Annotated in this window: 26 protein-coding genes; 12 read left to right on the top strand and 14 right to left on the bottom strand. The window is 65.5% G+C overall.

The genetic code is table 11. The features are described from left to right. The first annotated feature begins 319 nt into the window (after positions 1 to 319). A complete protein-coding gene (locus tag ACIQTZ_RS06160) occupies positions 320 to 787 on the top strand; it encodes a hypothetical protein (protein WP_402978546.1) in 468 nt (155 codons plus the stop codon). Here the strand turns inward: ACIQTZ_RS06160 and ACIQTZ_RS06155 are convergent, their stop codons facing one another. The 6 genes from ACIQTZ_RS06155 to ACIQTZ_RS06130 are packed head-to-tail and all read right to left on the bottom strand — an operon-like array spanning position 788 to position 7,530. Next, the gene (locus ACIQTZ_RS06155) at positions 788 to 2,503 is read right to left on the bottom strand and encodes a CocE/NonD family hydrolase (RefSeq protein ID WP_402978543.1); all 1,716 of its coding nucleotides are present in this window, start codon (positions 2,501 to 2,503) and stop codon (positions 788 to 790) included. After that, positions 2,496 to 3,461, bottom strand: coding sequence for an MBL fold metallo-hydrolase (locus tag ACIQTZ_RS06150; protein WP_402978540.1), 966 nt, complete (start codon positions 3,459 to 3,461; stop codon positions 2,496 to 2,498). The genes ACIQTZ_RS06155 and ACIQTZ_RS06150 overlap by 8 nt, the downstream gene beginning before the upstream one ends. Further along, positions 3,458 to 4,384 carry an alpha/beta hydrolase gene (locus ACIQTZ_RS06145; RefSeq protein WP_402978537.1) on the bottom strand — a complete coding sequence of 309 codons (927 nt, stop codon included), beginning with the start codon at positions 4,382 to 4,384 and terminating at the stop codon, positions 3,458 to 3,460. Before ACIQTZ_RS06145 ends, ACIQTZ_RS06150 begins: the two co-directional genes overlap by 4 nt. A gap of 10 nt (positions 4,385 to 4,394) precedes the next feature. Then, positions 4,395 to 5,504, bottom strand: a complete 1,110-nt coding sequence (locus tag ACIQTZ_RS06140; protein WP_402978534.1) for an FAD-dependent oxidoreductase — start codon at positions 5,502 to 5,504, stop codon at positions 4,395 to 4,397. 35 nt (positions 5,505 to 5,539) lie between these two features. Then, complete coding sequence (locus ACIQTZ_RS06135; protein ID WP_402978532.1) at positions 5,540 to 6,493, bottom strand: phosphotriesterase; 954 nt, start codon at positions 6,491 to 6,493, stop codon at positions 5,540 to 5,542. A gap of 2 nt (positions 6,494 to 6,495) precedes the next feature. Then, positions 6,496 to 7,530, bottom strand: a complete 1,035-nt coding sequence (locus tag ACIQTZ_RS06130) for a phosphotriesterase (protein ID WP_402978529.1) — start codon at positions 7,528 to 7,530, stop codon at positions 6,496 to 6,498. Positions 7,531 to 7,746: 216 nt separating this feature from the next. Here ACIQTZ_RS06130 and ACIQTZ_RS06125 point away from each other — a divergent pair, with 216 nt between their 5' ends. The 5 genes from ACIQTZ_RS06125 to ACIQTZ_RS06105 are packed head-to-tail and all read left to right on the top strand — an operon-like array spanning position 7,747 to position 12,687. Further along, a complete protein-coding gene (locus ACIQTZ_RS06125) occupies positions 7,747 to 9,468 on the top strand; it encodes an MFS transporter (RefSeq protein ID WP_402978526.1) in 1,722 nt (573 codons plus the stop codon). A gap of 26 nt (positions 9,469 to 9,494) precedes the next feature. Then, on the top strand, positions 9,495 to 10,667 hold the full coding sequence (locus ACIQTZ_RS06120) for a cytochrome P450 (RefSeq protein ID WP_402978523.1): 1,173 nt from the start codon (positions 9,495 to 9,497) through the stop codon (positions 10,665 to 10,667). Further along, positions 10,664 to 10,858 carry a ferredoxin gene (locus tag ACIQTZ_RS06115; protein WP_402978520.1) on the top strand — a complete coding sequence of 65 codons (195 nt, stop codon included), beginning with the start codon at positions 10,664 to 10,666 and terminating at the stop codon, positions 10,856 to 10,858. Before ACIQTZ_RS06120 ends, ACIQTZ_RS06115 begins: the two co-directional genes overlap by 4 nt. Next, positions 10,855 to 12,063, top strand: a complete 1,209-nt coding sequence (locus tag ACIQTZ_RS06110; protein ID WP_402978517.1) for an NAD(P)/FAD-dependent oxidoreductase — start codon at positions 10,855 to 10,857, stop codon at positions 12,061 to 12,063. Before ACIQTZ_RS06115 ends, ACIQTZ_RS06110 begins: the two co-directional genes overlap by 4 nt. A 9-nt stretch (positions 12,064 to 12,072) precedes the next feature. After that, positions 12,073 to 12,687, top strand: coding sequence for a TetR/AcrR family transcriptional regulator (locus tag ACIQTZ_RS06105; RefSeq protein ID WP_402978514.1), 615 nt, complete (start codon positions 12,073 to 12,075; stop codon positions 12,685 to 12,687). 7 nt (positions 12,688 to 12,694) lie between these two features. Here ACIQTZ_RS06105 and ACIQTZ_RS06100 read toward each other — a convergent pair whose 3' ends face one another. From ACIQTZ_RS06100 to ACIQTZ_RS06075, 6 genes are all read right to left on the bottom strand, one after another. After that, positions 12,695 to 13,945, bottom strand: a complete 1,251-nt coding sequence (locus ACIQTZ_RS06100) for an Nramp family divalent metal transporter (RefSeq protein ID WP_402978511.1) — start codon at positions 13,943 to 13,945, stop codon at positions 12,695 to 12,697. 101 nt (positions 13,946 to 14,046) lie between these two features. Further along, on the bottom strand, positions 14,047 to 14,850 hold the full coding sequence (locus ACIQTZ_RS06095; RefSeq protein ID WP_402978646.1) for a CPBP family intramembrane glutamic endopeptidase: 804 nt from the start codon (positions 14,848 to 14,850) through the stop codon (positions 14,047 to 14,049). A 38-nt stretch (positions 14,851 to 14,888) separates the two neighbouring features. Next, positions 14,889 to 15,638: a maleylpyruvate isomerase family mycothiol-dependent enzyme gene (locus tag ACIQTZ_RS06090; protein ID WP_402978508.1), complete on the bottom strand. Its 750-nt coding sequence runs from the start codon at positions 15,636 to 15,638 to the stop codon at positions 14,889 to 14,891. Further along, on the bottom strand, positions 15,638 to 16,462 hold the full coding sequence (locus ACIQTZ_RS06085; protein WP_402978505.1) for a fumarylacetoacetate hydrolase family protein: 825 nt from the start codon (positions 16,460 to 16,462) through the stop codon (positions 15,638 to 15,640). The genes ACIQTZ_RS06090 and ACIQTZ_RS06085 overlap by 1 nt, the downstream gene beginning before the upstream one ends. Next, entirely contained in the window at positions 16,462 to 17,604 is a 1,143-nt protein-coding gene (locus ACIQTZ_RS06080; protein ID WP_402978502.1) for a cupin domain-containing protein, read from the bottom strand. Before ACIQTZ_RS06080 ends, ACIQTZ_RS06085 begins: the two co-directional genes overlap by 1 nt. A 110-nt stretch (positions 17,605 to 17,714) precedes the next feature. Beyond that, positions 17,715 to 17,963: an IclR family transcriptional regulator C-terminal domain-containing protein gene (locus ACIQTZ_RS06075; RefSeq protein ID WP_402978643.1), complete on the bottom strand. Its 249-nt coding sequence runs from the start codon at positions 17,961 to 17,963 to the stop codon at positions 17,715 to 17,717. Here ACIQTZ_RS06075 and ACIQTZ_RS06070 point away from each other — a divergent pair. The 3 genes from ACIQTZ_RS06070 to ACIQTZ_RS06060 all read left to right on the top strand — a co-directional run bounded on the left by ACIQTZ_RS06070 (position 17,943) and on the right by ACIQTZ_RS06060 (position 20,719). After that, the gene (locus ACIQTZ_RS06070; protein ID WP_402978641.1) at positions 17,943 to 19,079 is read left to right on the top strand and encodes an MFS transporter; all 1,137 of its coding nucleotides are present in this window, start codon (positions 17,943 to 17,945) and stop codon (positions 19,077 to 19,079) included. The two genes, ACIQTZ_RS06075 and ACIQTZ_RS06070, sit on opposite strands and share 21 nt — an antisense overlap. Beyond that, the gene (locus tag ACIQTZ_RS06065) at positions 19,072 to 20,328 is read left to right on the top strand and encodes an FAD-dependent oxidoreductase (RefSeq protein ID WP_402978499.1); all 1,257 of its coding nucleotides are present in this window, start codon (positions 19,072 to 19,074) and stop codon (positions 20,326 to 20,328) included. Before ACIQTZ_RS06070 ends, ACIQTZ_RS06065 begins: the two co-directional genes overlap by 8 nt. Positions 20,329 to 20,497: 169 nt before the next feature. Then, on the top strand, positions 20,498 to 20,719 hold the full coding sequence (locus ACIQTZ_RS06060) for a hypothetical protein (protein ID WP_400335653.1): 222 nt from the start codon (positions 20,498 to 20,500) through the stop codon (positions 20,717 to 20,719). A 51-nt stretch (positions 20,720 to 20,770) separates the two neighbouring features. Here ACIQTZ_RS06060 and ACIQTZ_RS06055 read toward each other — a convergent pair whose 3' ends face one another. After that, positions 20,771 to 21,622: a LysR family transcriptional regulator gene (locus ACIQTZ_RS06055; RefSeq protein ID WP_402978496.1), complete on the bottom strand. Its 852-nt coding sequence runs from the start codon at positions 21,620 to 21,622 to the stop codon at positions 20,771 to 20,773. Between the two features lie 86 nt (positions 21,623 to 21,708). On the opposite strand from ACIQTZ_RS06055, the gene ACIQTZ_RS06050 reads away from it, so the two are divergent. After that, the gene (locus ACIQTZ_RS06050; protein ID WP_402978493.1) at positions 21,709 to 22,578 is read left to right on the top strand and encodes an EamA family transporter; all 870 of its coding nucleotides are present in this window, start codon (positions 21,709 to 21,711) and stop codon (positions 22,576 to 22,578) included. Position 22,579: 1 nt separating this feature from the next. On the opposite strand, the gene ACIQTZ_RS06045 is transcribed toward ACIQTZ_RS06050, so the two are convergent. Further along, positions 22,580 to 23,584 carry a LacI family DNA-binding transcriptional regulator gene (locus ACIQTZ_RS06045; protein WP_402978490.1) on the bottom strand — a complete coding sequence of 335 codons (1,005 nt, stop codon included), beginning with the start codon at positions 23,582 to 23,584 and terminating at the stop codon, positions 22,580 to 22,582. A 117-nt stretch (positions 23,585 to 23,701) separates the two neighbouring features. Between ACIQTZ_RS06045 and ACIQTZ_RS06040 the strand changes: the two genes are divergently transcribed. Both ACIQTZ_RS06040 and ACIQTZ_RS06035 read left to right on the top strand, forming a co-directional pair. Then, positions 23,702 to 24,886, top strand: coding sequence for a Gfo/Idh/MocA family protein (locus ACIQTZ_RS06040; protein ID WP_402978487.1), 1,185 nt, complete (start codon positions 23,702 to 23,704; stop codon positions 24,884 to 24,886). A gap of 1 nt (position 24,887) precedes the next feature. Then, positions 24,888 to 25,883, top strand: coding sequence for a Gfo/Idh/MocA family oxidoreductase (locus ACIQTZ_RS06035; protein ID WP_402978484.1), 996 nt, complete (start codon positions 24,888 to 24,890; stop codon positions 25,881 to 25,883). Positions 25,884 to 25,921 lie beyond the last annotated feature (38 nt).

Here is a 25,921-nt window from a genome sequence, read left to right as displayed (position 1 = left end):
ACACGGGTGCCGTTGGCTGCCGGAGTGCAGCTGATAGAGCATTCCGGTAAAGGGGGTGTTTGGTGAGAGAGGGTCGGCGGGTGAGGGGGTGTTTGGTGAGAGAGGGTCGGCCGGTGAGGGGGTGTTTGGTGAGAGAGGGTCGGCGGGGCCGATTGGGCCTTACGGACGCCGTGTGCAGAATCACACAGTGAGGTGGCTGATCACCTGTTGAACGGTGGCCTGTCCGGTTGATAAATTTGGTAGCGGCAAGTCATGCCACTCCCCATTTTTTCCCGCACAGCACCTAAGCACGACGGGCACACATTTTTGAAAGGCCACCATGGAATTGCTGTGGGAAATTGCCGGTTGGACGGGCGCCGTACTCATCCTGAGTGCCTACTTGAGCGTCTCCATGGGCTGGTTGAAAGCGGGCCGGCGTTTCCAGACGGCCAACCTGATCGGGGCGGTCGCCTTCATGATCAACGGCGCTGTCCACGGGGCATGGCCGTCGGTGGTCACCAACGTGGCCTGGTTCCTGATTTCCGCGATAGCACTGGTCCGGATGCGCGCCACGACTGAAGCCCCCTTGGCCGTGGTGGAGGAAGTTCCGCAGGTCCAGTTCCCCGGCGTCCCGGACACCACCGGCCAGATCGCCGTAGTGGAAGCCATCACCTCGGCCGTGCACGGCGACGTTGAACACCGCGTGGCTGAGTGCCAGGCGAGCCTGGCCGGCGGACACGCAGACTACGTGCCCGCCGAGGACTGCACCGGGAAGCAGCCCGTAGGCCTGGCCGCTGGTGTCGCCTAGCTAGCGGGTCAGGGGCAGCACGATCCGTGACGGGTGCGCAGCATCCCTGAAGATTTTGTGCGTCACGGGCCGTCCCACAGGCAAATGGAACGCATCCGGTGGAAGCAACGCGTTGTGCTCGTCTGCCAGCGGCTCGTTGTTGGACAACTCCAGCGTGAGCCGGTGCCCCGGCCGGAAGGAATTGGCGAACGGGTAGAGCCGGATGACGTATTCTTCCACCTGGCCCGGCTCAACCGGCACCGAACGAGTGTGCGGGTGGTAGGGGTCGCCCTCGCTGGACCGCTCGCCATCCAGTTCCCGGTGTGAGGCCTTGAGGTAGCCACTGGTAATGAGTTGCCGCTTTCCGGCCGGAGCTTCGTCCCACAGGCGCAGGATGAAGTTGGTGTCCGGCTGGTCGATCTCCACGAAGAGATGCGCAGCACCGGTGCCGATCATTTCCGTGGCTTCCTCGAACGGCGGAGTGCTCCAGCTCAGGATCTCCACCTTGTCCGTGACGGTGAGCGGCGCCTGATAGAAGCCATCCGGGGCAGCATATTCCGCGCCCATCAACTCCGGCTCGGTGGACAGCTTGCCGCGGGGGCGCAGGTAGAGGGACGTAAATCCAACGTCCTTGGGTGGCCATTGCGCGGAGGTCACCACCTCGCGCGAACCTTCCACGAAGACACTGACCGCGGGCTCATCCATGATGCCGTTGTCGATGCCCTTGATCCAGTAGTCGTACCAACGGAACATCTTGTCGTGTTCCTCGATGAACGGCCGGGACTGCATGGGTGGGTACGGGCCGATGTCGAGCTTTTTAGGGCCTTTGAGTGCGTGGAACAGTTCGATGGTGCCGTCCATGGTCCAGCCGCGGCCCTGGTCGATCTGCAGCCACACAGGGATATCGATGTTCGGAGCCAGGGTTATGGGGTTCCGCTCCTCGTACCATTCACCGTCCAGGTGGTTCATGACAATGTCGAACCAGGCCTCGTGGTTGGTGGGGTAGTTCAGGGCGTGGACCAGGTTGGGCCACGCGGCAATGTCCGGGTCCTGCAGGCGTTTCTGGACCAGTTGTTTCAGCTCCGCCGGCGTGTGCGACTCCACCATGCGCGACTTCACCCTGTCCGTGAACGCCCAGCCGGAGTCTCCGCCGCGTCCTTCCCGGGCGGCGCGGGGCATGAACCACATGACTCCGCCGTGATAGGTGGTTTCGTAGAAGTCGTAGTGCCCGCCCGAGACGAAGATGGCCTTGAGGCTCGGCGGGCGTTCGGCCGCGGCGAGGACCTGCATGGACCCGAAGTAGGAAATTCCCACCATGCCCACGTTGCCATCACACCACGGCTGTGCGGCCACCCACTCGATGAAGTCGTAGGCGTCCTGGCCCAGGGATACCCCGCCGGCGTTGTAGTTGCCGATGTGGTCGCCGCCGGAATGGCCGGAACCGCGGAGGTCGCCGATGACGTGCACATAGTCTTCGGCGACAATGCGGGCGATGTCTCCGGCCTCGATGCAGCCATCCCACATGGGACTGGGCCTGCGCTGTGGAGGAGTAGTCAGCGCGAGGGCCTGCAGTTCCTTCCCATAAGGGCTCAAAGCAACGAGCGCTGGCCGAGGCTTGTCCTCAACGCCCTGGTAGGCGTCGGCGGCGAGTTGCACTCCGTCCCGCATGGGTATGCGGAGGTTTTTGCGGACAGCGATTTTCCCGCTGCCGGTGTCAATCAACTGGATGTCATCCATGGGTTGCTGTCTCCTCTTTCATCGACTCTTCCGTCGGCAGGAAATTGGTTCGGTAGCCGTGCAGCGACGTGAAGAACGGCGAAGGCTCCAAGGAGGGATCGCCGTCGTACCCCAACGCTTTGGCCACCGGCTCAAAAGGCGAGTAGGGAGAATCGGTCTCCCGCAGGCCTGCAGCGAGGCAGCCGCGGGCGGCGTCCCGGACGCGCGCCTCAAGGCTGATGCTCGCGTCCAGGGCGCGTCCCGCCTGCGTTTGGTCAAGCACGACGCCGAACGGCTCACCGTTGGGGTCCCGGTACGGATGCCCGAGGTACAGGCGTTCGGGCCGGACGTCGTCGCGCAGGTACTCCAGGCTGGCCCGGTAGCCGTCCGGATCGACGAAGCCGGGGAAGCCGTTGGCCGCGCCGTGGGCCTGGACGGCGTCGCCAACAAACACGTCTCCCTGGCCGTCAAGGACGTAGGCCACTGAGCCCGGGGTGTGGCCCGGAAGGGCATGGACCGAAACGGTAACGCCGCCGCCGAGCGGGATGCGCTCACCGCCGCGGACCAACAGGCCAGGTTCCATCTCCCCTGAAATCACCGCTTCCGCGGCGGCGCCAACCTTCAGGCCGCCGTCGGGATCCCGCAGGTACTTGCCGCGATCGGCGAGGTATTCGTCAACGTGCGCTTGCCGGGAACGCAGGAAGGGGGCGTCTGCTTCATGGATCACCACCGTGGCCCGGCGGCCCGTGAGCTCCCACAAAGCATGGGCACCACCTACGTGGTCGATGTGTCCGTGCGTCAGCAGGATCCAGCGGACGTCCTCGATCCTTCGGCCGATGGCTTCTAGCGCCGGAACCATTCCCTCAGCGGGGGAGGAAGCGATGCCGGTGTCCACGATTGCCGGTTCGGGGGCGTCGATGAAGAAGCTGTAGAGCCCAAAGCGGCCCCACGGCGACATGATGGGATGCACGCTGGTCATAGCCCGGGTCTCCCGCCGAGGAACTCCGCCGTCTCGGCGAACACCTTGTGGAACTCCGGGATCCAGGAGAAGTGCTGTACGAAGCCATGGTTCGCTCCCGCGTAACGGCTCACGGAAACCTCGACGCCGGCCTCCGCCAGCCGCTGTCCGTACAGTTCACCCTCGTCGCGGAGGGGATCGAACTCGGCCGTGATGATCAGCGCCGGCGGCAGCCCACCGAGGTCCTCCCGTTTGAGCGGGGAGACGAGCGGGTTGGCCGGCTCCGCGCCGCCGTCGAGATAGAAGGCATTGAACGGTGCCAGCCCGGCGGTCTCCAGGCCGAAGCCTTCGGCGTTGTCGCGCAGCGAGGCGTAACGGTCCACGTCGAAGTCCAGGTCCAGCGAGGGGTAGTACAGGATCTGGTGCGTGATCCCGTGGAAGCCGTCGTCGTGCGCTTTGGCCGCAACCGCGGCCACGAAGTTCCCGCCGGAACTATCGCCCGCGATCGCAAGGTTGCCCCCGCCCAGGAGTTGCTCCTGTTCCACGGCCCAGCGGACCACCGCGTAGCAATCGTCCAGCCCGGCCGGGAACGCGGCCTCGGGCGCCAGCCGGTACCCGACAGACACCACCGTGTGGCCGGTTTCCTTCGCCAGCGCACGGGCAACGTGATCGTGCGTGTCCAGGCTGCCCAGGAAGAACGCGCCGCCGTGGAAGTAGATGATCAGCCCATGCTGCGCCGAGCCGGTAGGTGTGTAGATGCGCACTGGCACGGGCCCGGCGTCGGTTTCCGCGAGGGAATCCACGACGTCGGGAAGCGGCAGCCGCTGTTCGGGCGGCGGCACCTGGGCTGCTTCGTGCGCGCGCATGGCCGCCGGATCGAGCGGCGAGCCGTCGGGAGCGGGCAGGGTGCTGAGGACCTTGGCGATCTCGTGGTGGATTGGCATGGCGGGTCCCCTAGGCGTTGGCCGGAAACGCGGACTCCACGGCGTCAGCGTGCCAGCCTTGGCGTGAAACACGCTGCAATTCGTCCGTGAGCGGTTTGCGGTGTGTCTGGTAGAGAGCCAGCGCTTCTGGCACCGATGATCCCTGCAGCAGGGCTTCGGTCAGGCCATCGGCGTCCAGGATGGCGGAATTGGCCCCCTGGCCCTGGTGGTGGAGCATCGCGTGCGCGGCGTCGCCGAGCAGCGCCACACAGCCGGTGTGCCAGGAATCGAGGGGGTCGATGTCGAAGACGGAGCGGCTCGTGACGGTGCTGAGGTCCAGTTCCTTCGCCACCTGGATAATCCGCTCGTCGAAGCCTTCCAGGAGGTTCACGAGGTAGTCGGTGGTGATCTCTGGAGCCCACGATCCGTCCTCGGAGCGTGCCGTGATGTCGTAGGAGAGCTGGCCGCGGTGGCGCAGGGGCAGGTTGTAGGCAATGGTGCCGTTGTCGCCCATATAGAACCGCGGGTTGTCATCGGTGACAAGGCCATGGGCGTCGTCAATCGATATGACGGCGCGGTAGGCGTGCTCGCCGGAGAACACGGGTTCCTTCTGCGAGAAGAGTTGGTGCCGAATGGTGGAACGGATACCGTCGGCGCCGATCACGAGGTCGGCGGTGACGGTGTTGCCGTTCTCGAACGTCAACGTGGCATCCGTGCCGTTGTCCTCGATGCCGGACAGTTTGTGGCCCAGGTGCACGGTGCCCTCCTTGAGGACACCGAGCAGGGCATCAATGAAGTCGCCCCGGTGGATCATGCGGTTGTGGTTCACCTGGGCATAGGCGTGCATGAAAGGCCACTCCTCGGTGGCCAGGATGTGCCCGCCGTCCGCGGTCAGGATTTCCAGGTGGTCGCTGGGGGAACTGACCGCCTCGATGGCCTGGAACATGCCCCACTTGCGGAACAGTTCAACCGACGGCGGACGCAGGCCAATGCCTGCACCCACCTGGGCCAAGGCAGGGGCTTGCTCATAGACGTGGACGTTCTCCGCGCCGATGCTCTGCAGGGCCTTGGCCGCGGAGGCGCCGCCATAGCCGCCGCCGATGATGGCGATCCTGAGGTTCTTGATGTCTGAAATTTCCATGGCTTGTTCAGCTTTCTTGGGTAGGTCGGTGGGGCTCAGGCCTGGAGCGTGAGGAACGCGGCCGGGTTGTCCACAAAGATGGTCTTGATGGCTTCTTCTTCCAGGCCGGCTTTGCGCAGGTCCGGGATCAGGTCCTCGAAGATGTAGTTGACGGTGTGGCCTTTAACGCCGGGCCAGCCGAGGGGGCTGCAGTTGGCATCCGCGCCGGCCAGGGCCTTGTCCAGATGGCCGGCGTTGAGGAACCGCAGGAAGTGGTCCAGACGTTCCTGCCGGGGGCGGGCCCAGAAAGGCGGGTCCTCCAGTTCGGTTTCGTAACCGAAGGTGTCGAAGCCAACCCGACCGCCCTGCTCCGCAATCCAGGTATCCCGCGTGTTTTCGGCGTTCACACCGTCGTCGACGTGGCCGAAAAGGACGCGGTCCAGCGGCAGTCCCTCCTCGGCGAAAATGGCGATGGCGTTCTCGGCGTCGATCGCGAGGTGGGTCAGGATCGGCGCCCCGGTCTGCACGGAGGCGCGGGCGGCCGCGCGGTAGATGCGCTTGTCCAAATCAGTCATGCGACCACCGCGGCTCACACCCACCTTGATCACACCGGCCCGGCTGCCGGTGGTGCCGATGCCCACCGTGATCTCGTGGACGAACACCTTCGCGAGGTAGTCCACCGAGGCACGGGCAAAATGCGGCAGGGCAGTGTCCCCGCCAACGAACCCCGTGCAGGCCACGATGTGCACGCCGCTCTTGGCGGAAAGCGACTTGTAGTAGTCCACGTCGCGGCCGTTGCAGATGCCGGTGGCGTCAACGAACGTCCCGCCGCCGTACTCGTGGAACGCGCGGAGCTTGGGGACGGTCTCCGCGTACCGTTCTTCCGGCGTCTTCCACCAGGTGGTGTCCAACTCGCTGCCGGGCATGCCGTACCCGATGTGTTCGTGGATGGCCACGAGGCCCAGTTCCTCGGCCGGGATGGTTCCCAGCACGGTGTTTACTCTTGCCATGGTTACCGCCTTGGGGAAGGAGTCAGAAGGTCGCGGGGGTTGTCCACGAGGATGCGCCGGGCGTCCTCTTCACTGAGGCCCAGTTGCTTGAGCAGGGGCACGAACGAGGAAAGGACGTGGCTGAACGGCAGGTGGTACTCCGGATGGCACTTCGCCACACCGACCGCGTTGCAGGACAGGATGATCCGGTTGCCATGACCGGCCTCCACCAGGTCAAGGACCAAAGCCGCGCGCTCGCGGTCAGTCAGGTACTGGGGGTCTTCGTTGAGGCCCACATGGTCCAGCCCCACGAACGCGCCCCGGCCGGCAACCTCCAGCACGGAGTCTGCAGCATCCCTGCGGTCCAGTCCGCCTACCAGGACCCGTTCCGCGGGAAGTTCCTCGGCCAGGACGATGTCCAACTCGCCGAGGGCATCCGCGCCGAAACGGATGGAAAGTGGAGCTCCCGTGCGCAGCGCAGCCCGGGCTGAGCCACGGAACAGGCTCTCCTCCGTGGGAGTCATTCCGCTGCGGTCTGCCGTGGTGGTCACCAGGCCGGCACTGCCCCTGCGTTCAATGCGCGGGACCACCATGCCCTCGGTGACTTCTTTGCTGAAAAGCTCCGCAAACCTGTCGGCCGGCCACGGGGTGGGCGGATTGGTCTGCGGTGTCAGGAAGTAGCCGCCGAGCATCTCTTCGGGGCCCATGCCCGTTGACGCGATGATGTGCACGCCCGTGGAGCGGGAGAGTGCCTCGTACAGGGTGACGTCCCGGCCATGGAACATGCCGGTACTGTCCACGATGGTCCGGCCGCCGTGGCTGCGGAAATCGATGAGCTCGGCCGCGAGGGCCTCGAAGATCTCCGCGCGGTCCATGGAAATATCCGGAGCGTACTGGGCGCCCGGAACTACCGAGAGCAGCGCTTCGTGCACTGCCGTCACGCCCAGTTCGTGGGCGGAGACCGGGCCGAGGACGGTGTTGACGGTCCGCGCGGACAGGTCCGTGGCGGCGGGTCTCCCGGCGATTTCTGCGCTGTCGGGGCTGAGGGGTTGGGTCATTGGCTTCTCCCTTGAAGTCCGGGGTAGCTGTGTGGAGGAAACAGCATCTCCGATTTCTTTACATTGTGTCAAGTAAATAATCTGAGAGATTATCTCTTGACATAGTGTAAATTTTTCATCCAGACTGTGATGCATCACACCCCTCCCCACCAATCGACCCGAAACGGTCAATCGACCCGAAACGGTCAATCGACCCGAAACAAGGGAGTTTCATCGATGAGCCAAACCCCCGTAGTGGCAAGCCAGGGCTCGGCCCGTGCCACCTTTGTTGCCGCCTACAGCGCGGTCACCCTCGCCCAAATCACCAACGCACTCCCGGGCGCTCTCAACGGCACGTTCGCAGCCGAATTCCACACGTCGGGCGCGGGACTGACCTGGATCGCGGGGATGTTCATGATGGGCATCGTGGTCTTCGAACTCAGTTGGGGTCTGTTGGGTGACCTCTTCGGCCGGAAGAAGCTGCTCTATGCCGGTGCCGCCCTGAGTATCGCGGGCTCGGTAGTGGCCGCCTTGGCCACCAGCACCGGCATGATGATCGCCGCCCAAGCGATTGGCGGCATCGGCGCTGGCATCCTCTTCCCGATCTCGCTGTCCATGCTCGCCGCCATCACCCCGGACCACCGCGCCCGCGCCAAAGCCATCGCCACCTGGGCGGGGTTCCTGTCACTCGGCGCTGTCATCTCGCCGTTGCTCGCAGGGCTGACGGCCCAGTTCTTCACGGTGCCCGCCGCCGGGCCCGGCGCCCCGGCTGAATTCAGCGGTTGGCGTGTGGCGTACTACGTCGCAGCCGGGATCGCCGTGGCGGTGCTGCTGGTGGCACTCAAGGCGAAGGACTCCGCCGTCGCCAGTTCACGCAAACTTGACCTGCCAGGCCAGGTGACCTTGGCGCTCGGCCTCATCGCGGTGCTGTTCGCCACGGTCCAGGCTGTCGACGCCGGCTTCGCCGCCTGGGAGGTTGTTGCCAGCTACGTGCTCGGCGGGGTCCTGCTGGTGGCCTTCGTGGTCATTGAAATGCGCAGCGACGATCCCCTCATCCACTTGTCCCTCTTCAAGAACCGCGCCTACTCCATCACAGGCATCGTGGCCATGACCGGCATGTTCGCCTTCCTGGCCATTTGCTACAGCACCAGCGTCGCCGTGGGTGGCCTGGCCCTTGCGGAGGCCTGGAAGGTGGGAGTGCTGTTCGTCTTCATCCAAGGACCGGCCTTCGTCCTCATCCCTGTGGTCGGATGGCTCATCCACCATGTAGCTCCGCGCTGGGCGCTCACCGCCGGCTTCGGCTTCATGGCGCTTTCCGGCTTTTGGTTGTCCACGTTCTCCCTGGGCACGCCTGAGGCATTTGGCGGCACCGCGTGGACGGCCTTCATTCCACCGCTGCTGATGCTGGGGGTCGGCTTCGCCCTGACGGTCGGTTCCATCACCGCCGTCGCCATCAATACCGTGGAACCGCACCACATCGGCATGGCCTCGGCCACCACCAATCTCCTCCGCGATTTCGGTTTTGCCCTGGGTCCCGTGATCGGCTCCGCCGTCGCGTTTGGTGTGGGAGCAACCGCCTTTGCCGGACCGCTGGCCGGAATCCTTGGCGGGGCAGGCCTGCCTGCTGAAGCCGCAGCGGGACTCAGCCACGTGCCACCCTTGGGCTTCCTCTCCGGGTGGGACGGCGTCATCGCCCAATTCTCCGGCGAAGCCGCGGCAGGCGGAGCGCCCAGGGAAGCCGTTCAAGGCATGGTCCAGGCGCTCGCTTCCGCGCAGCCGCAGATCCAAGGAGCGGCAGGTGTTTCCCTCGGCCAGGGATTCCAGGTGGTCTACCTCGTTGCAGCCATCGCGGCCAGCGTGTCCGCTGCCCTCACGCTGTTCATTTCGAACCGTTCGTCCGCAGCTGCCCATGCGCCTGCCCAGGAAGCCGCGCAAGCGTCCGCGAACGCCCCCGTCTAAACCCACTCCCACGAAGGAGCAGAACCATGAGCACACCTACAGAATCCCCCCTCGATATTTGGGATGACGCCGTCCTGGTGGACCCGTACCCGGCCTACGCCACCCTGCGGGACCAAGCCGGCGTGGTGTACCTGCCCAAAGACGATCTCTACGCCCTCACCCGTTACGACGTCATCCGGGATGTCCTCGCGGATCCGGCAACATTTTCGTCCACCAGCCTCGGCTTCAATCCCATGGTCAACGAGGCTTTGCAGGGAACTTCGCTCGCTTCCGATCCGCCCGTCCACACCCAACTCCGAGCCACCTTGTCCGCCAACCTCACACCCCGTGCCCTCCGCGGCCTGAAGGTTGTCATTGACGGAAAAGCGGACCAGCTCGTGGAGGAGCTCGTCGAGAAGGGCAGCTTCGACGCGGTCGATTCCTTGGCGCGCGCCTTCCCGCTGGAGATCGTGGCCGATCTCATCGGCTTCACGGGACCGGTGAAAGCGAACATGCTGCGCTGGGGACAGGCCGCGATGCAGGTGATCGGCCCGCTGAACCAGCGCACGCAGGAAAGCTTCCCGATCGCCGGGGAACTCTACGGTTGGTGCTCCTCCGTGACGGCCGGGGACCTCGCCGAGGGATCCATTGGCCGCGGCATCTTCGACGCGGAGGCCCGCGGCGACATCCCGGAAGGCGCAGCCGGCCACATCATCCACCAGTACTTGGGCGCTGGCGTGGACACCACCATCGCCTCCATCGGCAACATCGTGGCCCTCTTCGCCCGGCACCCGGAGCAGCTGGCCCTGGTCAGGGAAAACCCCGAGCTGGTCCCCGCTGCTTTTGCCGAGGTGCTCCGCTACTGGGCTCCCGTGCACATCTGGGGCCGGACCACCACCCGCGAAGTGGAGATCGACGGCGTACTTGTGCCCGCGGGCGCCCAGCTCGGCATCCTCTTCGGTGCCGGCAACCGCGATCCCCGGCATTACGACAACCCCGACGTTTTCGATATCACCCGCAACCCGGTGGACCACCTCTCCTTCGGTTACGGACCGCATGGATGTGCCGGCCAGGGCCTGGCCAAGTTGGAGGCCCACGCCGTCATCGATGCCCTTGCCCGGCGGGTCAAGTCGCTCGAGATCGGCGGGGAACTGCGTCTTCCCAGCAACATCACGCGAAGCCACGAAAAGCTTGACGTCCTGAAGGTGGTGGCGGCATGAGGATCGAACTCGACCGGCCACGTTGCGAAGGGCACGGGCTCTGCGAGGAAGCCGCACCGAAGCTGATGCACCTGGACGACGACGGCGAGTTGCTCATCGACGTGCCGGAAGTCGACGGTGCGGACGCCGAGGCGGCAAGGGCAGCGGTGCGCGTCTGCCCTGTGGCCGCACTCCGTTTGGCGGCCGCATGAGCATGCGAAGAATCGTGGCGGTCGGCAACGGCATCGCGGGGCAGACGGCGTGCGAAGCGCTCCGCGGCGCAGGTTTCGACGGCGAGCTGACGGTTGTCGGCTCTGAGCGCCATCGGCCTTATAGCCGCCCGGCGCTTTCCAAGGCGCTGCTGCACGGCGACGACGGCAGCGTGGCGGGTGGGGTGCGGGCCCACCAACTCCCGGAACCGGCCCACGGGGCTGCCGAACTGCTGGGCGTCAGTGCCTCCGGCCTGGACGTGGACGCCCGCCTGGTGACGCTCGACGACGGCACACGCCTTCCGTACGACGGCTTGGTGATCGCCTCGGGGGCCCGCCCGAAGCAGCTACCGGGCACACCCGACGACGCCGCCAACGTCCTTACCCTCCGCACTCTCGAGGACGCAGGCGCACTGAAACGCCGGGTCTCTGGGCGGCCCTCGGTGATCGTGGTGGGCGGCGGCCCGCTCGGCATGGAGGTGGCCTCGGGCTGCCTGCACGCTGGCTGCGACGTCACGCTCGTCTCCGACGCCCGGCCCCTGTCGAAGCAACTCGGACACCATCTGGCCGGAATCTTCACCACGGCAGCACGGGCCCGCGGCCTGAAGCTCGCTGGCGGCGGTCCGGCGCGGCTCCTGGAGGGGTCGAAAAACCCCGACGGCGGCGCCCGCGTTGCGTTGGCGGACGGCACCATACTGGAGGCCGACCTCGTGGTGGTGGCCATCGGAGACCAGCCCAACACCGAATGGCTTGCCAGCAGTGGGCTCCTCGTGGACGGCACGCTCCGGGCGGATTCCCGGGGCCGCGTCCGGCCGGACGTCGTCGCCGCCGGTGACGTTGCCTTCATCCCCACCCGGCAGGGACTGCGGCGCGTCCCGCTGTGGACGAGCGCCATAGACCAAGCCAAAGCGGCCGCCGTCGGACTTCTCCTGGGTGACGCGGCGCCCGAACTGGACGTACGGCCCTACTTTTGGACCGAAGGGTTTGGGCTCTCGCTCAAGGTCCTTGGGCCTACGCCAGTGATCGGCGAGCCGGATTATTGCGAGCCGGGCCAGGAAAGCGGATCGCTGCTGATGCGTTGGGTCGATCCCGTGAACGGGGGAACGGCCGCAGCCATTAATTACCGCATACCGATCCCGAAGCTCCGCCGCCTGGCCCAGTCAGGTCCTGTGGCGGACGGCTCCAGGACGGTAGCAGCCCACCGATAGGATTGGCCCATGTCCTCCCTGCGCGAAGCCCAGAAACAGCTGACCCGAGACACGATCATCGACCGTGCCCTGGAGCTGTTCACGGAGAAGGGTTACGCCGCCACCACTATTGACGAGATCGCGGCCGCTGCGGGCACCACCCGGGTGACGTTCTATGCCTACTACCCCTCGCGTGCGGACCTGATGAAGGATTTCATGGGCCGCGTCAACGCCGTCTTGGACCGTGCGAATGGCCCGGACAGCGCTTCTACCGCGCCCGAACTGGTGGACGTGGTGAAGGCCGGCGAACTGGACGGCATCCGGGAGTGGCTCGAGTCGCGGGCTGCCCTCTGGCCGGTCTTCCGCCCATACCTGGATGTGCTGGACGAGGCCGCCGCCGTGGACCGCGATGTGCGGGAACTGGTGGACGGTTGGCATGAGGAAGTCATCTCGGACATCGTCCGGGGCTTGGAGCAGGCGGGACGCTTCAATCCGGAGACGCACCACATCCGTGGCACGCTGGCCTTCACCCAACTGGACTACGTCGCCACCCTCTGGACCCGCCGCAAGCTTGAACCCAACCGGGAGCATGCCTTGGAGGTACTGGCCGATGCCTGGCACCACCTGCTCTGCGAAGCCGACTGAGCCGGACCTAGCCCTGACCTGACAGTGTCAGGGTAATCAGCACGCAGTTCAGGCCGACGATCAGGGTGGCGCTGGTCCAGCCTGCGATCTTCAGCGGCAGGGAGTCGGTGTGGATGCCCATGACGTCCTTCTTGCCCGTAAGTCGGATCAACGGAATCAGGGCGAAGGGGATGCCGAAGCTCAGCAGCACCTGGCTCAGGACCAGCGCCAGGGTCGGTTCGATTCCGGCGCCAAGGATGATCAGTGCCGGGATGAGCGTAATCACGCGGCGCGCCAGCAGCGGTACGCGGACCTTGAGCAGACCGCCCATGATGGTGGCGCCCGCGTAGCAACCCACAGAGGTAGAGGCCAGCCCGGAGGCCAGCAGGCCGATGGCAAAGACGACGCCGATTGCCGGACCAAGCGCTGCTGTGACGGCTGCATGTGCTCCGTCGATGGTGTCCGTTCCCTCGATCCCGCGCAGGCTGGTGGCCGCAAGCAGCAGCATGGAGATGTTGACGACGCCGGCCAGCAGCAGGGCGCCGACGACGTCGAACCGGGTGGCTTTGATGAAGCGGGTACGCACCACCGGATCCGGGGAGAACCCGTGCCGGTCACGGGCGAGGGCCGAATGCAGGTAGATGGCGTGGGGCATGACCGTTGCGCCAAGCATGCTGGCGGCGAGCAGTACCGTGTCAGTGCCTTCGAAGCGCGGGAGCAAGCCACCCAGGGCCTCGCCGGCATCGGGCGGACTGACGAAAAGGCCTGCCATGAAGCCGACTGCAATGACCCCGAGCAGCACCAGGATGGCGTACTCGAAGGAGCGCTGCCCCCTCCGCGATTGCAGGGCGAGGAGAAGCATGGATGCGATGCCGATGATGACGCCGCCGGTGAGCAGGGGGAGGCCGAACAGCAGGTTGAGTGCCACGGCGCCGCCGATCACTTCGGCCATATCAGTGGCACCGGCAACGATTTCCGCCTGCAGCCAGTAGGCACGCCTCCGCTTGGTGCCAAGGCGCTTGCCGAGGATTTCGGGGAGGCTCATACCTGTGGCCAAGCCCAGCTTGGCGGACTGGTATTGCACCAGTACGGCCATGGCGTTGGCTACCACCAGGACCCAAACCAGCAGGTAGCCGTAATTGGCGCCCGCAGTGAGGTTCGCGGCCACGTTTCCCGGATCGACGTAAGCAATGGCTGCCACAAAGGCAGGGCCAAGCAGGAGCAGTCGCGACCAGACGCGGCCGGGGGCTGCTCGTTTTTCCAGGGTGGGTGCTGCCATGGTCAATCCTCATCATTGGGGCGTAGTGATACTAGGAGGATAGCGGAAAGTTAGGCGCACCGAAAAGTACCTGTTAGGTATACCGTCTTATGGGCGGATTCCTAGTAAAGGAAGACCGGGAGCCATTCCCGGTTGTGGGCGTGCACCAGCGCCAGGAACAGCACGAAGTCGAAGATCAGGTGGACGGAAACCACATACGTGAAGGACTTGGTCAGCTTGAAGGTGTAGCCCTGCAGGAGCGCGAACGGGAACGTCAGCAAGGGACCCCATGACTGGTAGCCGATCTCCCACAGGAAAGAGCTGAACACCACGGCCTGCAGCAGGTTGGCCAACCAGTCCGGAAAATGGTGCCGCAGCAGGGTGAACGTGGTGCAGATGAAAAACAACTCGTCCCAGATGCCCACGGTATTTACGCCGAGGAAGAGCCGCCAGAAGATGGTGGGGTCCGAGGCGTCGGGCCAGTTTCGGTAGACGCCAGTGGTGATCAGGTAGGCCGGCAGGATGAAGTAGCCCAGTGCCACCACTCCCACCAGGTAGAGCTTCGCCGCGAGGGGCCACTTTCGGCCGGTGTTGACCGGGAACCTGATGATGTGTTCCCGGTAGGCGAAGCGGGAAACCAGCCAAGGAACCAGCACTGCCAGGGCCAACGCGCCGCCCATGAGGGCCATGTGCTCCAGGCTCAGGTCCGCATTGAGCGGCACCAGGCTGATGATTACCATCCCCGCGGCGATCAAGGCGAGGTGCCGCAGCAAACCCCGGTCAATGAAGGCTCCAGTGACCAAACCCAAAGCAATCAGCGAGTACCCCAGCAGGTCGATGCCAAGGGCGAACAACGGGATTCCGGACACCGAAAGAAGCGCCGCGGGCAAGAGTTTCCAGCTCAGGGCGGTCCGCGGCGCGTCCATCGAAAGTGTGGTCACCCCTCCAGCATCTCAAGAGTTTGCTAGATCCACTGAGGAGCCGCCGGAACTCTTTCGTTAGCGGCTGGTCCGGCAGCGGTTACTCCGTTGCTGCCTCGCCCTGCGGCCCATTCGACAACGGCGGGCAGGGGCCCGGTGATGATCGTGGGGTCCGCGGCGCTGGAGTCGCCGAACGGTACGTTGTTTCCGTCCACCCTGACGAGCAGCCCGGTATCGGTGCCACGGGTGCGCCAGGCGCCGGTGATGTCCGTGAGGAGCCGTTCCAGGACGGGCGTTGGAATGTCGTTGAAGGTGGCACCGTTGTCCAGGTCCACGGCGTGGATCCAGACTTCGCGGGTGCGCAGCCACGCGGTTTCCGACGCCGGCACGGTGCGGCCTTGGGCGGTGCGGACTTCACGGGCCCATGATGTGTCCGGGAGGTCGCGCCATTCCACGGACAGGTGCACGGCGGAGTGGTCGAAGAGGTTCCGCAGGGCGACCGGGGACAGCGTGGCGCCGAAGTCGATTTCCTGCTTCCGGGCCTCTGGTGAGGAGTACATGGGGGTCTCCACGCCCGTAGCTGCCCATTCGATGAGCCGCGCCAGGGCCCGGGCGTTGTACCCGACATGCGCCACGACGTGTCGGCGGGTCCAGCCGGGAAGGCGCGTGCCGCCGTCGAGCTCTGCGTCGCTGAGTTCGTTGAGCTTTCGGGCGAAGAATGCGGTACCCCGCCGCGCCTGCAGGAGGTCCTCCTGCAGGCGCGGATCGGTGGTGAGGTCGTGGCGCGCGACCATCAGGCTTCCTTGACCACGCGGTTGTTCAGCTGGCCCAGGCCCTCGATGGTGGTAACCAGGAGTTGGCCTTCCTGCAGGTACCGTTTGGGGTCCTGCGCGTGGCCAACGCCGCCGGGCGTGCCGGTGGCAATCACGTCCCCGGGATTGAGGGTGATGATCGTGGAGATGTAGGAGACCAGGAACTCCGGGGTGAACACGAGGTCGCCCGTGGGCGTGGACTGCTGGATTTCGCCGTCCACGGCCGAGGTCATGAGCGGGCCGGCGGTGAATTCGTCCTGGGTGACCAAGGCCGGGCCGAACGGCGTGGAGTTCTCCCACGTCTTGCCCTGCAGCCACTGGATGGTGCGGAACTGGTAGTCGCGCATGGAGATGTCGTTGAGCACCGCGTACCCGGCGATGTGCTCTTTCGCGTCGGCCTCGGCGATGCGGCGGCCCTGCTTGCCGATGATCACTGCGAGTTCGGCTTCCCAGTCCACGGTGTCCGATTCCTGCGGCAGCGGCAGGTCGTCGTTCGGGCCGATCAGCGATTCCTGGTACTTCGCGAACAAGGTGGGGAACTCCGGGATCTCCCGGCCCATCTCCTTGATGTGGTTGCGGTAGTTGTGGCCGACGCAGATAATCTTCCCCGGGTAAGGCACGACGGCGGCGAGGTCGGCGCCGTCGGCTGCATGGGTTGCGCCGTTGGCCGCCTTCGCCGTGGCTTCCCACGCGGGATCGCGCAGCAGGGCGCCGACGTCGGCGAACCCCGGAATTTCGGTGAGGGTGTCGCCGTCCTGGCGGACGGCGCGGGTGCCTTCAGAAGTGCGGAGGGTGAGGAGTCTCATTACTTGCGTCCTTCGGTGTAGCTGCGGTTGAAGTTCAGGCGTTCGAAAATGGGGGCGTCGCTGAAGCGGAAAAGATCGAATTCTGTCTCCGCGGTTAGGGACCATTCCTGCCAGGACGGCACAACGAACAGATCGCCCTTGGCCAATTGTTTGGTTTCACCGTTCAGGATCACGGTTCCGGTGCCCTCGAAGACCTGCCACACACTGGAGCCGACTTCGTGGAGAGGCTCGGTGGAGGCCCCGGCCCGCAGTCGGTGGAACTCGGCCCGGATGGTGGGCATCACGTCCCCGCCGGTGGTCGGGTTGGTGTAGCGGATCGCGGCGTGGCCCTGGGACACGGTGGCCGGGTGGCCCTCGTCTTCCAGGAGCAACTGCTCGCGAAGGGCAGCATCCGTGTGCTCCCAGCGGTAGGCAGCAATCGGGGAATTGACGGTGTCCTGCAACCCGGAGAGCGGTCGCAGGCCCGGGTGGGCCCAGAGCCGCTCGGAGCGTGAGATGTCCGGGGTGGCTTCGTCGGTGACGCGTTCGGTACCGAACTCGAAGAACCCGGCGTCCGCGTAGTGCACGAACGGGATGTCCAGCCCATCGATCCAGGCCATCGGCTGGTCAGTGTCGTTGTGGTGCCCGTGGAAGTTCCAGCCGGGGGTGAGCAGGAAGTCACCGCGGCGCATGGCCACAGGGTCACCGTTCACCACTGTCCAGACGCCCTCGCCCTCCACCACGAAACGGAAAGCGTTCTGCGAATGGCGGTGCTCCGGCGCGGTTTCGTGGGCGCCCAAGTACTGGATCGCAGCCCACAAGGTAGGTGTGGCGTACGGTGTGCCGGCCAGGCCCGGGTTGGCCAGGGCGATGGCGCGGCGTTCCCCACCCCGACCCACCGGAACCAAATCTCCGGCACGGGCGGCCAGTGGATACAGATCATTCCAACGCCACACATGCGGGATGGCCTTCGGGGTGGGAACCATCGGCATCAGGTCACCGATCTCGGTCCACAAGGGGATCAAATTCTCCGCGTCGAAGTCCTTGTAGAGCTGATCCAGCTGGGCCTGCTCCTCCGGAGTGGGCGCGGGCAATTGATGGCCTGCGGCCTCGTGCGCGGCGGCGATTGATTCATGGGTCGTGTTCTCGGCGCTGATGGACACGAAGGCCTCCTCGATAGGGTCCGAACGGAATGTGGCGTAGTTCGACACTAGGGAGGGCCGCCTAGTGATCCCATAAAATTCTGTAGAACAGAATCTCCTGCCGGGATTAGTCAGGCAGACTCGGCCGGGTTGGCCGCGATCTCGATCTCCACCTGACGGCAGGTTTCCCGCAGGTTGGCGACCAAGCCGGCGTCGAACACCTTGCGAAACCGGGTGGAGGGGGTGGCGACTGTCAGGGCCCCCACCACCGCCCCGGCCCTGTTGTGCAATGCCATGCCCAGGGCGCTGACGCCTTCTTCCGTCCCTTCGAAGTTGGCCGCGAAGCCGTTGCGGACCTCATTGTCTACGGCACCGTGCAGTCCTCGCTGATCGCCGACACTACCTGGGGACTCACCAAGGCCACGGCAGGAACCATCGGTTCCATGGCCTTCCTGGGCATGATGATCGGTGCCATCTTCGCGGGTCGAATGGCCGATTCGTGGGGACGGCGAAAGACCATCCTCGGATGCGCCACGGTTTTCTCGGTCTTCACCATCCTCTGCGCGTTCGCCCCGAACGCCGCGGTTTTCGGTGGTCTCCGCCTGCTCGCGGGCATCGGCCTGGGCGGTCTGGTGCCGTCTGCCAACGCGCTGGTAGCCGAGTTGGTTCCTGCGAAGTGGCGCTCCACCGCGGCCACCCTCATGATGTCCGGAGTTCCCCTTGGCGGCTCTATCGCAGCCCTGGTGGGCATTCCGATGATTCCGGCCTTCGGCTGGCCATCCATGTTCCTCGTGGCTGTGCTTGCTTTGGTGATCGTCGTTCCGCTGGGTATCAAGTACATTCCCGAAACCCTCGCGCCGACGAACTCCAAGGCCGCCGGCAAAGAAGCGATCGGTTTCTCGTCGCTCCTGCGCGCCCCCTACCTGGGCGTCAGCGTACTGTTTGCCGTCGCCACCATTGCCACACTCTTCGCCTGGTACGGCCTGGGTACCTGGCTGCCGAACCTCATGCAGATCGCCGGCTACAACCTCGGTTCTGCACTCACCTTCGCCCTTGCGTTGAACCTCGGCGCGGTTGCCGGTTCGGTCATTACGGCATGGGCGGGAACACGCTTTGGACCGATTCCGACGGCGGTCGCAGCGGCCGCCGTCGCCGCCGTCGGGCTGTTGGTCCTGTTGGCGGGACCGCCGGTGACGGTGGTCTACCTCGCCCTGGTGCTGGCCGGCGTCGGGACCCATGGGACGCAGTGCCTGATCATCGCCGCCGTGGCAAGCCATTACCCGGACCATCTGCGTGGTACCGCCCTGGGTTGGGCGCTCGGCACCGGCCGGATCGGTGCAGTGGTTGCCCCGCAGGTGGGCGGCCTCCTCCTGGCAGCCGGGCTGGGCGTCGGCTCCAACTTCCTCACGTTCGCCGGCGCCGCAGCCGCAGCCGCAATCCTGCTGGCCGCCGTCGGATTCACCATCAAAGCAAAGCAAGGAGCAACACATGACTGAGCACGCCAATTCCACCGATGTCCTGGTAGTCGGAGGCGGCATGGCAGGGCTTGCGGGGGCACTGGCCCTGCGCGAAAACGGAGCCAACGTGACCCTCGTGGAACGTGCGCCGGAATTCGGGGAAGTGGGCGCGGGCCTCCAGATGGCTCCGAACGCCTCCCGGGTTCTCCAGCGCTGGGGACTCCTTGAGAAGGCCCTGGAAATCGGGGTACAGCCAAAGCACTTGGTGTTCCGGGATGCCGTGACCGGGGAAGAATTGACCCGGCAGAGCCTCAAGGGTGAGTTCGAGGAGCGCTACGGCGCACCGTATGTAGTGATCCACCGCAGCGACCTGCACCGCGTGCTGCTTGAAGGATGCGAAGCTGCCGGCGTGAAACTGGTCAACGACGTCCTGGTGGAACGCGTCGACACCGTGGGCGGCAGGGCAATCGCCCGTACAGCCTCCGGTCAGGACTATGAAGCTGACGTGGTGATCGGTGCCGATGGGCTCAAATCAACGCTTCGCCCGCAGGTGGCACAGGACCAGCCTGTGTCCTCCGCCTACGTCGCCTACCGCGGCACCGTTCCCATCACGGCGGAGACTCCCGCTGCCGACCTTGAGGACGTTGTGGTCTACCTCGGCCCGGACTGCCACCTGGTCCAGTACCCGCTCCGCAAGGGCGAATTGCTCAACACGGTGGCAGTGTTCAAGTCACCGTCCTTCGAGCGCGGCGAAGAGCAATACGGCGGAGTGGACGAACTGCAGGCGGCCTACAAAGACTGTGTTCCGGCGGTACAGGCCGCGCTGGCCAACCTCGGTACCAGCATCCGTTGGCCGATGTATGACCGCGACCCGATCGAAAACTGGGTCGCCGGGCGCATGGTCCTGATGGGCGACGCTGCCCACCCCATGCTTCAGTACCTCGCGCAGGGTGCCTGCCAGGCGCTCGAAGACGCGGCGGTGCTGCAGGACGTCAGCGCCGGCACGGTCTTCAGAGAGGACGGCATCAACCCGACCGGCTGGGACGAGGCCATCCGGACTTTCAATGCCGCCCGGACAGAACGCACGGCCCGCGTCCAGCGCACGGCCCGTGTCTGGGGTGAGTCCTGGCATGTCGCCGGTGTGGCACGGACGCTCCGGAACCTCCTCTTCAAGAGTCGGAAGGACAACGACTTCCAGTACAACGATTGGCTCTACGGCCAGACGGGCGAGGGTCGGCCGGCGGCTGAGGCACCGGGGACCCAGTTGGCCAGCCGGGCTTCTGTTTGAGCTCCGGCAAATTCCTTGGACAAACATACCCACCTTCGCGCCGAGGTGGGCTATCTTGACAGGTATGCGGCCCGAACCGTAATTCCTTGGGGGATCCGGATTCACCGGTTGCGTGGTTAATGTTCTGCAGCACGTTTGCACTTGTTCCGTATCGATGAAAGGAAATGCCTTGGCTGTTTCTGTTGAATTGGGCAAAGCACTCGATAAAGCCTACGAAAATGCCAGCCTGGACGAGGTCCTGGCCGCTCCGCCGTCAGCGTTGGCCGGATTGACGGACAAGCATGATGAATTGCTTGCCGGTCTGGGCATCAAGACGGTGCGCGATCTGGGAAGCAACAAGTATTTTGCCACTGCCGGCGTCTTGGTTGCACTGGCCGGAAAAGCCGATTGATCCACTAAAGCGGGCGGGCGGCGTTGGGTGATTCCCGGCGTCGTCCGCTTTTTAGGCATATAAGGCGGCCAACAAAGCAATAACGGCTTCGCGTTCCGGCGGCGGGTCGCTCCGCAGCCATGCCGCGTACACCGGAACCATGGGAGCATCGCGAACGGGGCGGTACGTGACGCCCCGGCGGCGGTATTGGTGCGCGGTTGATGCAGCCGTGATGCCCCGCGCGGCTCCGCTGCCTATCTCGGTCAGCCAATCGTCAATGTCGTTGATGGGGATCACGCCCTGGGGCCGCCCCTGCTCCGGCCAAAGGTCCAGCGTGGTGCTGCCGGTCCGCAGGTCCATCGCCACCGGCATCGCGGCAATCTGCGCCAACGTCACGGAACGCCGCGAGGCCAAGGGATCGTCCGCGGACATGGCACAGTAGCGCTTCTCCTCACCGATCAGGACATGCTCGACGGCGGCGCCTTGGGGGAGGCGGCGAAGGATCGCGAAGTCTGTGGTTCCGTCCAGCAGGCCTCCGCTGGGTGTGTTGGACCGGACCAGGTGCAGTTCCGTGTGCGGGAAGCGGCTCTTCCATTGCCGTTGGAACTCCGTGGTGTGCTCGCCGAGTGCCGACCAGGCGTAGCCAATGCGGACCTGGCCGGTTCCGGCGCGGGCATCGCGTTCAAGGTCAGCCATCAGTGCGACGATCCGCCGTGCCTTGGCGACGGCCCGCTCGCCCGCAGGTGTGAGCGCAGCGCTGCGCGTGGTCCGTTGCACGAGCTTCACGCCCAAAGCGCCTTCCAGGGCTGCGATGTTCCGCGAGACCGCGGCCTGGGATATCCGCAGCTCGATGGCGGCGTCCGTGAAGGTGCCCTCGTCCACCACCGCGAGCAGGCAGCGCAGTTGCCGCAAGTCCACGTCCATGCGGCCTATTCTATTCATGCGTTCAGCGTATAAATAGCGTCATTCATGCATTTAGTGGATGGACGCCACAAGCGCAGAATCTCCTCATGAACCAGACCCCTGCCGCTTCAGGAAAAGCCGGTGGCGCCGCTACCCTCGTGGCCAGCGCACTCTCCAACCAGCTCGGAGCAGCGAGTGGTTCGCTGGCCTTTCCGGTGCTGGGACCCGTAGGCGTTGTGGCCGTTCGGCAGCTCGTTGCCGCGGCCGTCCTCCTTCCCGTCGTGCGGCCGCGGCTGCGGGACCTGCGGTGGCATCAGTGGTGGCCTGTTCTGTTGCTGGCCGTGTCCTTCGGAACCATGAACCTTGGCCTGTATGCCGCCATCCAGCGGATCGGCCTGGGCCTCGCCGTGACCTTGGAGTTCCTTGGGCCGCTGGCGGTGGCATTGATCAGCTCCGGACGCCAGGCCGGCTCCCATCGGAAGGGCAACGTCCTGTGCGCCGTGGCTGCGGCCGGCGGGGTAGTGGCCATCACCCGGCCCGAAGCCTCTACCGATTTCGCAGGGATTGCCCTGGGCCTCATGGCAGCGTGCAGTTGGGCCGCCTACATTCTCCTGAACCGCGTGGTCGGCCAAAGAATCCAGGGTGTCCAAGGGACTGCGGCGGCCACGGGGGTGTCCGCCACGCTCTTCCTGCCGGTTGCCGTCGTGGTTTTCCTGAGCAGGCCCATGGACGGTCTTGCCGTCCTGTGTGCCGTGGGCGCTGGGATCCTGGCCTCGGTGCTGCCGTACGTGGCGGACCTGATTGCCCTGCGGCGGGTCCCTGCCAGTCTGTTCGGCATCCTGATGAGCATCAACCCGGTGTTCGCCGCCATCATCGGCGCGCTCGTGCTGCACCAGGACCTGGCCGCGCTGCAGTGGGCCGGGATAGGCCTGATCGTTGCCGCCAATGCGGGCGTGCTGCTCCTGGGTCGGCGCTGAGTCAGCCCCGGGCCGGCACGTCCCCCGACGAGCCCCGGACCTGCAACTGCGACGGTACTTGGTGCAACCTTGCCGGGAGGTCCGGGGCGGTGAGCCGTTCCAGGATGAACTTCCCGGCTTCCACGCCCACGGCAAGGTTTCCGTTGTCCACGGAGGTCAGCGAGAGGTGGCGGATCTTGGCCAGGTAGGTGTTGTCGTAACCCACCAAAGACAGGTCCTGGGGTACGGACAGGCCAAGATCGTCGGCGGCGGACAGGGCGCCGATGCAGGCGATGTCGTTGTACGCGAAGATCGCGGTGGGCCTCTTCGCGGAAGAGAGCAGCCGGCCCGCCGCCGCATAGGCGCTCTCCTCGCTCACGCCACCGGCGACCACTACGGGCTCCAGCCCGGAACCGCGCATGGTTCGCTCAAAGGACAGTCGCCGCAGCTTGCCCACTTCGCCCGGGCCCTGCAAGTGTGCGATGCGCTCATGGCCCAGGGAGATGAGGTGTTCGGTGGCCTGCCGTGCGCCGGCGTCGTCGTCGTTGACCACAATGTCGACGCCGGGAAGGTGCGGTTCGCGGGTGCCGGCCAGGACCACCGGGATGCTCTCCGCAGCCCTTTCAATGGCAGCCGATTCCACCGTGGTTCCGACCACCACCAGTCCGTCGATCCGCTGCTCCAAGAGGGTCTCCACCGAGCTGCGCCCCACGCGGTTGTCCGTGTAGGAATCGGCGAGGACCGGCGAAACACCCGCCGAGTGAAGGGACGCAGTGAGCCCTTCAAGCAGTTCGACGAACCACGGGTTCCGGATGTCGTTGAGCATCACGCCGATGGTCCCGCTGCGCGGTCCGGACAAGCGTTGCGCCAGTCTGTTGGGCCGGTAGCCCAGTTGCTCCATGGCGTCCAGGACGGCACGACGGCGGGGCTCACTGACGTTGGCAGAGCCCTGGAGGACCAGGGAGACCAAGGATTTTGAGACTCCGGCGGTACTCGCTACGTCGCGGATGGTGGGCTTGGCGGCCATGCAGTGCCTCCTGTCGTGTGTCGTCCGGGTTCAAGCTTAGGGGCTTGACGGCTGTGACCTCCCACAGTCATTATGGACCGGTCCAAGTAAATTCCAAAGAGTCAATGAGGATCTTTCATGAGTGCACCGAATTCGCGGCAACTGGTCGCTGGGATGGTTGGCGGTGGGCCGGGCGCCGACATCGGCAAGACCCACCGCTACGCCATGCGGTTGGACGGTCACTACGATCTCCAAGCCGGAATCTTCGGTCGGGATCCACGTACGTCCAGCGACATTGCGGCCCACCTCGGCGTGCCCGGGGAACGCAATTACGGCAGCGTCGAACAGATGGCCGCCGCCGAGGCGCAACGCGAAGGTGGGGTGGACCTCGTGGTGGTCGCAACTCCCAATGACAGCCACTTCGAGATCGCCCGGGCCTTCCTGGAAAAGGGCATCTCCGTGGTGTGCGAGAAGCCGCTGACCCAGGATTCCGCCACCGCGGCGGAACTGGTCCGCATCGCCGAAGAGAACGACGCAATCCTCGCTGTCCCGCACTGCTATTCCGCCTACGCGATGGTGCGCCAGGCCGCCCGCATGGTACGCAACGGCGAGCTGGGCGCCATCCGGTTTGTCGACGTCGAACATGCCTCCGGCTGGGCCGCGACGCCTCTGGAGGACACAGGCCACAAGCAGGCGAAGTGGCGCACCAACCCGGACATCGCCGGTTTCCCGAGCGTCGTGGGCGACCTCGGCACCCACGCTTTCCACCTGCTCCGCTACATCACGGGGCTCGAGGCGCAGCGCCTGTCCGGCCGGCTCCAGGCGTTCGTCCCGGGGAGGCGGGTTTTCGACAACGCCACCGTGGAACTGGAGCTGACCGGCAACGTCCCGGCGCGCCTTTGGGCGAGCATGGCCGCCACCGGCCACAACCACGGACTCCGCATCCGCATCTTCGGCGAAAAGGGCAGCCTCGAATGGCAGCATGAGGATCCGCACCACCTCACAGTCCAGGACCTGGCCGGCGCCACCACCATCCTCACGCATGGGCTCGGCACCCTGCACGACGACGCGTCCCGGCTCACGCGCGTCGGCCTGGGCCACCCGGAGGGCTTCCTTGAGGCCTTCGCCAACTTCTACTCGGACCTCGCCGAAGTCCTCCGCGCCCGCCGCGACTCTTCGCCGCTCCCGGAGCGGGACCTGTCCTTCCCTACGGGGATCGACGGCCTGATCGGCGTCCAGTTCGTCGAGGCCGTCGCGGCCTCGCACCACGACGATTCCGCATGGAAAGTCCCCGCATCCGCCCTACAGAAAGCAGCAGTCTGACATGCCCCGTTTCGCCCTCCTGGGAGCCGGCTTCATCGGTTCCGTCCACGCAGCAAACCTCGCCGCGCATCCCGGCATCGACTTCCGCTTGGTCTATGACGTGGACCAGCAGCGCGCGCAGTCCCTCGCCGCCGCCCACGGCGCCACCGCCGCGACCTCGATCGAGGACGTGTTCAACCCCGGGGAAATCGACGCAGTCTTCATCGCGTCCTCCACCGATACGCACGCCGAACACCTTCGGCGGGCTGCCGCCGTCGGAATTGCCGCCCTGTGCGAGAAGCCGATCGACCTGGATCTGGACCGCGCCCGCGAGACTGCTGCCTTCGCGCAGGAAGCCGGCGTCCCGGTGATGGTGGACTTCAACCGACGCTTCGACCGCGACTACGCCGAACTCAAGCGCGTGGTGGACTCGGGTGGGATCGGCACCGTGGAGCTCATCCAGCTCACCTCCCGTGGGCCGTCCATGCCGCCACTGTCCTACGTGGCGGTTTCCGGTGGCCAGATGCGGGACCAGACCGTTCACTTCTTCGACCTCGCACGCTGGCTTTCCGGTCTCGATCCCGTGGAAGTTTTCGCTGCCGGCTCGGCTTTGGCGGAGCCCGGGATTGTGGAGTACGACGACGTCGACACCTCCGCGGTCACGTTGCGGCTCCCCGGTGGGGCGTTGGTCCAGATCGATTCCGTGCGCCGCACAGGATACGGCTACGACGAACGCATCGAGATCATGGGCTCCGAGGGAATGGTGGAAGCCCGCCGCCACCGCAACGGAGCCGTGTCCCGCTACTCCGGCACATCCGTGGTGGACGACGGGCTGCACCCGGGTTGGTTCGAGCGGGTGCAGCCGACGTACGCGGCAGCGCTTGCGGCCTTCGTTGCGTCCCTCGACGGCGGCACGGCCCCAACCCCTTCCTTGGAAGACGGCCTGAAAGCCCAAGCCATCGCCGAGGCCGCCGTCCTCTCCCTTCGCTCCGGTCGCATGGAACCCATCAAGTACTGAACCCAACTAAGTCGCATTAGTGCGCGTTTTGACGGTTC

The organism is Paenarthrobacter sp. NPDC090520, from assembly GCF_044769205.1.
Lineage (GTDB): Bacteria > Actinomycetota > Actinomycetes > Actinomycetales > Micrococcaceae > Arthrobacter.
This window is presented reverse-complemented; position numbering and strand designations above follow the sequence as displayed.